Annotated in this window: 7 protein-coding genes and 1 pseudogene; 5 read left to right on the forward strand and 3 right to left on the reverse strand. The window is 60.3% G+C overall.

Features of this window, described 5'->3' with window-relative positions; genetic code table 11:
- Positions 1-303 precede the first annotated feature (303 nt).
- Positions 304-399: pseudogene (locus QMX86_RS25730) on the forward strand (LysR family transcriptional regulator); the annotation flags it as partial.
- Between the two features lie 92 nt (positions 400-491).
- Positions 492-1,346, forward strand: a complete 855-nt coding sequence (locus QMX86_RS25735; RefSeq protein ID WP_073471339.1) for a DUF2242 domain-containing protein — start codon at positions 492-494, stop codon at positions 1,344-1,346.
- A 387-nt stretch (positions 1,347-1,733) separates the two neighbouring features.
- Here QMX86_RS25735 and QMX86_RS25740 read toward each other — a convergent pair whose 3' ends face one another.
- Entirely contained in the window at positions 1,734-2,774 is a 1,041-nt protein-coding gene (locus tag QMX86_RS25740) for an AraC family transcriptional regulator (protein ID WP_282387045.1), read from the reverse strand.
- A 3-nt stretch (positions 2,775-2,777) separates the two neighbouring features.
- Positions 2,778-3,908, reverse strand: a complete 1,131-nt coding sequence (locus QMX86_RS25745) for a nitrilase-related carbon-nitrogen hydrolase (protein WP_282387046.1) — start codon at positions 3,906-3,908, stop codon at positions 2,778-2,780.
- A 209-nt stretch (positions 3,909-4,117) separates the two neighbouring features.
- Between QMX86_RS25745 and QMX86_RS25750 the strand changes: the two genes are divergently transcribed.
- From QMX86_RS25750 to QMX86_RS25760, 3 genes are all read left to right on the forward strand, one after another.
- Positions 4,118-6,157 carry an NADPH-dependent 2,4-dienoyl-CoA reductase gene (locus QMX86_RS25750; protein ID WP_282387047.1) on the forward strand — a complete coding sequence of 680 codons (2,040 nt, stop codon included), beginning with the start codon at positions 4,118-4,120 and terminating at the stop codon, positions 6,155-6,157.
- Positions 6,158-6,320: 163 nt separating this feature from the next.
- Positions 6,321-7,244 (forward strand): pyridoxal-phosphate dependent enzyme, encoded by a 924-nt coding sequence (locus tag QMX86_RS25755; protein WP_110645468.1) that lies wholly within the window; start codon positions 6,321-6,323, stop codon positions 7,242-7,244.
- Positions 7,245-7,658: 414 nt separating this feature from the next.
- Positions 7,659-8,210, forward strand: a complete 552-nt coding sequence (locus QMX86_RS25760) for a hypothetical protein (protein ID WP_279290705.1) — start codon at positions 7,659-7,661, stop codon at positions 8,208-8,210.
- 85 nt (positions 8,211-8,295) lie between these two features.
- Here QMX86_RS25760 and phnX read toward each other — a convergent pair whose 3' ends face one another.
- Positions 8,296-9,123 carry a phosphonoacetaldehyde hydrolase gene (gene phnX / locus QMX86_RS25765; RefSeq protein ID WP_282387048.1) on the reverse strand — a complete coding sequence of 276 codons (828 nt, stop codon included), beginning with the start codon at positions 9,121-9,123 and terminating at the stop codon, positions 8,296-8,298.
- Between the last annotated feature and the right edge of the window lie 107 nt (positions 9,124-9,230).

A 9,230-nucleotide genomic window follows, 5' to 3' on the forward strand; every position in this document is an offset into this window, starting at 1 on the left:
GGCGCAGCGGCTCCGGTTTGCTTCGCTGCACCTCCTTCCGCTGTGTCTGGCTGCGCCAGACGGTCGCTGCGCTCCCACGCCCGGATCAATCCCTCCACTCAGCCTTCCGACGTCGCCGGTGGATCAAAAGCAAGATCAAAAGCACTCGAGCTTGCGCTCATTGTGTAGGAGCTGCCGAAGGCTGCGATCTTTTGCTTTTGCCTTTCTGTGGGAGTGAGCCTGCTCGCGAAGGCGGCCTGACAGCCGACCTGATTCCTGGATGTACACTGTCCCTTGGCGTTTAGAACACGTCGGGCGGCTAGGGTGTTATGGCCGTCGAGCCGACAAGCCACGGCGAAATTGCGCGCGTTGATCGATCATTTGTCCACGCGGCTTTTTCCTGATGGCCATGACCGGTAAAGTTGTAACCGATTCTTGACACTATTCCATGCGCCATGGGGCGGCGATCTGTTGCACAATACGCCCCGGACTGTTTTCCCTCAGGATGTTCAATGTTGATTTCCACTCCCATGCGTGTTGTCGGGCTGGCGCTTTTGTTGACTGCGGTGGCCGGTTGTTCGAAGGACAAGCCGATCTATGAGCATGAGAACTTCGATGACTCCGGCACCTTTTCGCGCAATTACCCGGTAACCGACACCGCCAGTTGCGAAGCGGCCCGGCGCGCGTTGCTCAGTCAGGGCTACATCATTACCAGCAGTGATCCGAAACTGGTCAGCGGGCACAAGAGCTTCCAGCAGACCGGCGAGACCCATCTCGAGATCAGCTTCAACGTGGTCTGCGCCGAAGATGGCAGCGCCGGGCATCATGCGACGGTGTTCGCCAACGCCCTGCAGGACCGTTATGCGTTGAAGAAGACCAACAATTCCGCCAGCCTCGGGGTTGGTGTATTGGGCTCGGTGTCGATGCCGATCGGCTCCTCGGACGACTCGATGGTCAAGGTCGCCAGTGAGACGGTCATTGCGCAGAAGTTCTACGAGCGTTTCTTCACACTGGTGGAGCAGTTCCTGCCCGCCGATGCGAAGAAAGCTGCACACATCGAAGAAAAGCCGAAAACCGATCTTGGTGTGCCAGAACCAAAAGCGGCACCTGCACCTGCGCCTCTGGCGCCGACACCTGCAGCGGAACCGGCCCCCGCGCCGGCTGCAGAACCTGCACCAGCCCCGGCTGAAACCGCACCAGTGAGCTCCGAGCCGGTAGTACCGCCAGCGGAATCGACGCCGATTACGCCTGCCCCAGCGCCCTTGGAAGAGCCCACGCCCGCCAGCGAAACCATCACGCCACCGACCAACCCGGATATCCCGCCACCGTCAGAGCCGATTCCGGCGATGCCTGCGTCGGGCCAATAAGAAGCCAAGCGAAACCCTGTGGGAGCGAGCCTGCTCGCGAAGGCGTGGTGTCAGTCGACAGATGATCAGACTGTCACACCGCTATCGCGAGCAGGCTCACTCCTACATTGTTTCGGGGTTGGCTTAAGATCTGGTTACACACCTGCGACATCAGCGCCGCGATAAATCCCCAACCACCTGCTACGTTTTATTCATGAAGGCAGCGTTTCACTTTTCCTTCATACGGGCACTTTATGCTCGGGGCACAGGTCGATTGATCAGGCCATTTTCATAGCGAGCAGTTGGGGGATTTATACGATGGATGAGTATCAGGAAGAACTGCTCGAATACCAGGCATTTGAACTGGATCAACCAGAGCCGGCTGACGACGCCACGGAGCTCTGAGCTTCAGGCTCCCGAGCGGTAATTTCGTCGGGATTCGCCGGGCGTCTGCCCGCTCCAGCGTTTGAATGCACGCTGGAAGGCTTCAGCTGAGGCGAAGCCCAGCAGGTAGGCGATCTCGCCGAACGCCAGTTCGGTGTCGCGGATGTAGGTCATTGCCAGGTCGCGGCGTGTGTCATTGAGGATCGCGCGAAATTGCGTGCCTTCTTCCGCAAGTTTGCGCCGCAAGGTCCAGGTCGGCAGTTTCAGGCGTGCCGCGACTTCTTCAAGATCCGGCTCACGGCCGCCATTGAGCAACGGGCCGAGCAATTGCGTGATGCGCTCGCGCAGGCTGCGGGTGCGGGTCAGTTGTTCCAGCTCCCGCTCGCACAATTGCAGCAGATGTCGCCAGGTGCTCGGGCAATGTTCGGAGTTGCGCAGGGCGAGACTGCTCAGGTTCAGGCGCAGTTGGTTGCGCTCGGCGCTGAACTGGATCGGGCAGTCGCCGAGCATTGTGTAGGCGTCGCGGTAATCCGGCGCTTCGAATTCGATTTCGATTCTCTCGGCGCGCAACGTTTCGCCGCACAGGCTCGACAACTGATGCAGCCAGCCGGCGAGGATCGAGTCGACCACGAAGCGGTTATAGGCGTTGTACGGGCTGATCGAGTAGAAGCGCAGCCACGCACCGTTGGCGTCTTCGTGGAAACTGGACTGCCCGCGATAGTTGGAACCGTATAGCGGCTCGAAGCGCGTCAGGCAGCGGGCCGCTTCACGCACGGTGGGCGCTTGCGCCGCAGTGATGCCGGCCAGCCCAGCCTGATTCAAGCGGATCATTCGGCCCATGCGCAGGCCCAGGGCCGGGTCGCCGGTGAGTTGAATCGCCGCATGGCCCAGGCGCATGTATCGGGGGATCGACAAGCGCGCCCCGGCCTCGGCCAGTCGCGCGGCATCAAGGCCATATTGTTCAAGCAGAGGCAGCGGATCGACGTCGTGGCTGCGCACGGCGTCGGCCAGACTATGGACGAAGCCCACCGACAGATCCCCGAGGCGCATCGGCTGCGGCTTCATGGTTTACAGCCAGACGTTCAGCAAGCGCGCACCACGGGCCTCGCCATCGGCGAACTGCTGGCCGTTGCTGCTGAGGAAGCTTGTGCCGGTACTCGACTTGTCCCAGAACTGCCCGCGCATGAACACACTGACGCCGGCAATCGCGTGGCTGCTTGGCGGTTGCGCGGTGAGGGTCAGTCGGTGCCAGGCCTGACCTTCACTGAGGTCGCCGGGCTTGAGGCTGACCGAGCCCGGCGTGCTCGAACCCTTGTAGCCACGCCATGGCTTGTCCCAGGCGCCTTGGCCGATAACCTGCGCCGGCACCGCCACCAGTTGCGCGCCTTGTTCATCGAGGGTGCGGTAGTTGGCGGGGTACCAGCTGTCACTGCCGATAAGGATGCCCAAGCGTCCGGCCGGTGTGTCGACGACCTGTATGGCGTGTTTGTCTTCGGCCTGAATCACACCTTGCTGATCAAAGATCGGATGCATCTGCCGTTGCGGCTGGCCCAACGGTACGCCGTCGCGACCAAACACCACGCTGCTGTTGAACAGGGCGCCGCTGCCGGGCTTGAGCCGGCCGTCGCGGATGCTTGGCTCCGGCAGCACGATGGAGCCGGCCACCAGGGTGACCTGGAACTCCTTGGCCAGACCGCCGAACAGCGCCTGGTAATCCTTGGCCATGGACTTCGCTTTCATCCGCAGATAAGCATCGTTCAGCCGTTGCTCGCCCTTGGCCCGCAGCCACGCTCGGGCAAACAACAGCGGATTGCTCGCCGCCAGCCAGTTCATTGCCTCCGCCAGGGTCGGCGCCTGATACAACTCGTCTTTCTCGCCGCTGATCATCAGCCAGGTGCCGACGTGCTCGGGCAATACCACCACGGTTTTTTCGTTGAGCAAGCCTTGATCGCGGGCCTGCTGAAGGTACGCCGCAAGCTTGCGGTGCAGGCGTGCGGAGCTTTGGTAATCGGTGGGGAACAGTTCGGGCTGAATGCCGAGCAGATTGCCACGGTCGCCGGGCGTGCCCTGATTGACGGCGAGCTTGATGCGCAGGTCCGACAGGTAATGTCCCGCCGGCCGGTCTGCCGCCCACATGGCGTAGGTGGTCAGGGCGGCAACGAGGGCCATGGAGAAAAACAGATACAGAAGTTTGCGCATGAAAACCAACAACAGCCGGGTACAGGATGTGCCGACTAGGGTAGGGCCCATGGCTCGGGTTGCCAAGGGGCGCTGCGCATTTGGATCAATAACTTGTCAGTTACGGTCATTGAGTGACAGCGGTGCGACTCTTAGTCTGTCGAACATGACTGACGGGGGACGCAGAGCTCCCGCAACTTTTTCCGTGATCGCTCGTTGTGGAGTTACCGATGACCGCCGCTCATTACCCGCATTTGCTGGCCCCGCTGGACCTGGGATTCACCACGCTGCGCAACCGCACCCTTATGGGCTCGATGCACACCGGTCTGGAAGAAAAGCCGGGTGGCTTCGAGCGCATGGCGGCGTATTTCGCCGAACGTGCCCGTGGCGGTGTCGGCCTGATGGTCACCGGCGGCATCGGCCCGAATGACGAGGGAGGTGTGTACTCCGGCGCGGCCAAGCTCACAACTGAGGAAGAGGCGCTCAAGCACCGCATCGTCACCCGCGCGGTGCACGAGGCGGGCGGCAAGATCTGCATGCAGATTCTCCACGCAGGCCGCTATGCCTACAGCCCGAAACAGGTAGCACCGAGCGCGATTCAAGCGCCGATCAACCCGTTCAAGCCCAAAGAGCTGGACGAAGAGGGCATCGAAAAGCAGATCAGCGATTTCGTCACCTGCTCGGTATTGGCGCAAACCGCCGAATACGACGGCGTCGAAATCATGGGTTCGGAAGGTTACTTCATTAACCAGTTCCTCGCCGCGCACACCAACCACCGCACCGACCGCTGGGGTGGCAGCTACGAAAACCGCATGCGCCTGCCGGTAGAAATTGTCCGTCGTGTGCGCGAAGCGGTCGGGCCGAATTTCATCATCATCTTCCGCCTGTCGATGCTCGATCTGGTCGAAGGTGGCAGCACCTGGGATGAAATCGTCATGCTGGCCAAAGCCATCGAACAGGCCGGCGCGACGATCATCAACACCGGTATCGGCTGGCACGAAGCGCGGATTCCGACCATCGCCACCAAGGTTCCGCGTGCAGCGTTCAGCAAGGTCACGGCCAAGTTGCGCGGCTCTGTGAGTATTCCGCTGATCACCACCAACCGCATCAATACCCCGGAAATTGCCGAGCAGATTCTTGCTGAAGGCGATGCCGACATGGTTTCCATGGCCCGCCCATTCCTCGCCGATCCGGACTTCGTCAACAAGGCCGCCGCAGGCCGTGCCGACGAAATCAACACCTGCATCGGCTGCAACCAGGCGTGCCTCGACCACACCTTTGGCGGCAAGCTCACCAGTTGCCTGGTCAACCCGCGTGCCTGCCACGAAACCGAACTCAATTACCTGCCGGTGCAGCAGATCAAGAAAATCGCCGTGGTCGGTGCCGGCCCTGCCGGTCTGTCCGCCGCCACCGTGGCCGCCGAGCGCGGTCATCAGGTGACGCTGTTCGATTCGGCCAGCGAGATCGGTGGCCAGTTCAACATCGCCAAGCGCGTACCGGGCAAGGAAGAGTTTTTCGAAACCCTGCGCTACTTCAACCGCAAGCTGCAAACGACGAATGTCGAGGTGTGCCTGAACACCCGCGTTGACGTGGCCAAGTTGGTTGACGGCGGTTACGACGAAATCATCCTCGCCACCGGTATCGCCCCGCGCGTGCCGGCGATTCCGGGCGTCGAGAATGCCAAGGTCCTGAGTTATCTGGATGTGATCCTCGAGCGCAAACCGGTCGGCAAGCGTGTCGCGGTAATCGGTGCTGGCGGGATCGGTTTCGATGTCTCGGAATTTCTCGTTCATCAAGGCGTGGCCACCAGTCTGGATCGCGCGGCGTTCTGGAAAGAGTGGGGCATTGACACGCAACTGGAGGCCCGTGGTGGTGTGGCGGGCATCAAAGCGGCACCGCATGCGCCGGCCCGTGAGGTGTTCCTGTTGCAGCGCAAGAAGACCAAGGTCGGCGACGGTCTGGGCAAAACCACCGGCTGGATTCATCGCACCGGTCTGAAGAACAAGCAGGTGCAGATGCTCAACAGCGTCGAATACCTGGGCATCGATGACCAAGGCTTGCACATTCGCATCGGCGAAAGCGGTGAGCCGCAACTGCTGGCGGTGGACAACATCGTGATCTGTGCGGGGCAGGATCCGTTGCGTGAGTTGCACGATGGTCTGGTTGAAGCCGGGCAGAACGTGCACTTGATCGGCGGCGCGGATGTCGCGGCGGAGCTGGACGCCAAGCGCGCGATCAATCAGGGTTCGCGGCTGGCGGCTGAGTTGTAAACACAACGCATCACCTGTGGGAGCGAGCCTGCTCGCGAAAGCGGAGCGTCAGCTACGAAGATTTCGCCTGACACGACGCCTTCGCGAGCAGGTTCGCTTGCAAACAGCAGGTTTTTTTGCGACTGCTGTTAAGATGCCGGCTCTGCAAACAGAGCCGGCATTTATGCTTTTGCCTCCCCCCAACTGGCTAGCCCAAGCCCCCCTCGAACCGCTCCGTCTAGGCTGGCTGGCAGACGCCGGCATCGAGGTCGCGATCCTGCGCCTGGACCGCATCGACCCGCTGATCAGCGGCAACAAGTGGTTCAAACTCGTTGAACATCTTAAAGCCGCCGAGCGTGCCGGCGCCGAGGGCATCATCAGCCTTGGCGGTGCGCATTCCAATCACCTGCACGCGCTGGCGGCGGCGGGCAAGCGGCTGGGATTCAAAACCGTGGGGCTGCTGCGCGGGCACCCGCAGGACACGCCGACAGTGCGGGATCTGCAAACGTTCGGCATGCAGTTGCATTGGCTCGGTTACGCCGGCTACCGCGCGCGGCACGAAGCGGGATTCTGGGTGCCATGGAAAGCGCAATTTCCTACGCTGCATGCGGTGCCCGAGGGCGGTGGTGGACTGGCCGGCGCCTTGGGTTGCGCAGCGATCTGGCAGCAGGCCGAAGAGCAATTGGCCAAGCTGGGCTGGAATGATTTCGACGCCTGGTGGCTGGCCTGTGGCACCGGCACGACATTGGCCGGACTGGCGCTCGCGGAGCAAGGCAGGCGCGTGGTGTACGGTGCTCTGGCAGTGCCGGATGATCACGGCGTAGCGCCGAACATCGAGTCGATCCTCGCGCACGCCACCGAGCCTGCGGCGGACTATCAACTGATCGATGCCAGCCGTGGTGGTTTCGCCAAAGTTGACCAGGCGTTGCTGACCTTCATCGATCAGACCGAGCAAACCAGCGGCATCCCTTTGGAACCGCTGTACACCGGCAAGGCCTTGCTGGCGCTCAAGCAGCATGTCGAGTCAGGCGAATTCGCGGTCGGCACGCGTCTGGTCTTTGCCCACACGGGTGGCCTGCAGGGACGGCGCGGATTTGCAGCGATGTAGCCGATGGTCGCGATCAATACATGCCAACCTGCGGCGTGATGATATTTGCAACAATCGAAGTGCAAGTTTTACGGTTTATGACTTCTGTTTGTTGAAAGTTATTGTTGTACGTTGGTCTGCGCAGCGTAACTCTATGTTGTTTATATCTTGTGGTTTCTTTTGGTTTGAATAGTTTGTTGTGCGTGATTATTGTCGGCTCGGCTCTTTAGTTTGTTATTAAAGATCAAAACTATATTTATCAATTTGAGTGTGAATATGAAAAGTCCGATCTCGAAGCCTCGCCCTACTACCACGACGTCAAAGCCGGTAACACCAACAAAGCCAGTTGCGCCAACCAAACCAGTTGTCCCAACCAGACCAGTTGCGCCAACCAAGCCAGTAATTCCAACCAAACCAGTGGCGCCGACCAAACCAGTGGCGCCGACCAAGCCGGTAGCGCCGACCAAGCCGGTAGCGCCGACCAAGCCAGTGGCGCCGACCAAGCCAGTTGCGCCAACCAAGCCAGTGGCGCCGACCAAGCCGGTAGCGCCAACCAAGCCAGTGGCGCCGACCAAGCCAGTGGCGCCAACCAAGCCAGTAGCGCCAACCAAACCAGTGGCCCCGGTTGACACCAAGCGTCCGCCAATGCCATGGCCGACCCTTAACATCAACATCGATCCTGTGGCCTTGATAACGCTGATTCAAACAATTGGTGCGAAAGTCAATGTCGATGGCTCCACCACACTGCCTGACGGCAGCGTAGTCGCTGTAGATAAAACTTCGATCAAGCGTCCCGACGGCATCATTCAATATGAAGACGGCCGGGTAGAGTATCCGGACGGGCGAATCGTCTGGCCGGATAATACCGTTGAATATCCGGATGGCCGTATTGTCTGGGAAGATGGAACTGAACAATTGCCGGACGGAAGTGTTAAACATCCCGATGGTCTTGCATACGATGCGCAAGGTAACCTTATTTCCGAATAAGTCATATCCAAGCGATGTCTTTACTCAAGACAGTGCAAAAAAAAACACCGCTGATTGCAATAAGCGGTGTTTTAGTTTTCCAGCCTCAAGCGTTTTGCGGCATCTCCCCGTTGGCCAGACGCTTGTTGATGTCGGCGATCACTTCCGGCAGATCACTGATGGTGTCGATCATGTAATGCGGCCGCGAATCTGCGAAAAGCGCGTGGATGCGCTTGCGCTCACTGGCGAGTTCATCGCTGCCCAACGCGCGGAAACCTTCATAGTCCAGACCCAGCGCGTTGCCCGAGCAAATCAGCGCAACCGTCCACATGCCGGCCCGGCGACCTTCGAGAATGCCCGGCACGGTGTCGTCGATCTTCACGCACGCTGCAACATCGTCGATGCCCAGAGCGATCACGTTGGCCAACGCTTGCGCCGGCCATGGACGACCGTTTGGCACTTCGTCGGTGGCGACCACGTGGTCGGCGACGTAGCCGTTGCTGGCGGCGAGTTCGACGACTTTGTCCATGACCGCTTTCGGGTAGCCGGAGCAGGAACCGATCTTGATGCCTTGCGCGCGCAGTTGGGCGATGGCGTCCAGCGCGCCGGGAATCAGGGCCGAGTGCTCGGCGATTTTCTCGATCTGCAACGGCATGAAACGGTTGTAGATAGCGGTAACATCATCGTCGGTCGGCGTGCGACCGAATACCTTGCGATAACGCTCGGCCACTTGCGGCTGATTGCAGAGGGTGCGGATGTGGTCCCACTTGCCCATGCCCATCGGCCCACGGGCCTCTTCAATCGACACCTGGACATCGAATTCGGCGAAGGCTTCGACGAAGATCTGCGTCGGCGCGAACGAGCCGAAATCCACCACGGTACCGGCCCAGTCGAGGATCGCGGCTTGCAGCTTGCTTGGATTGGTGTAGTTCATGGCATCAATTCCTGAGTTGTAATGCAGTTCAAATGTGGGAGCGAGCCTGCTCGCGAAAGCGGTCTGACATCAGCCTATGTGTCGCCTGGGACGACGCTTTCGCGAGC

Origin of the sequence: Pseudomonas sp. PS01270 (assembly GCF_029959775.1) — a bacterium.
In the GTDB taxonomy this organism is placed as follows: Bacteria; Pseudomonadota; Gammaproteobacteria; order Pseudomonadales; family Pseudomonadaceae; genus Aquipseudomonas; species Aquipseudomonas atacamensis.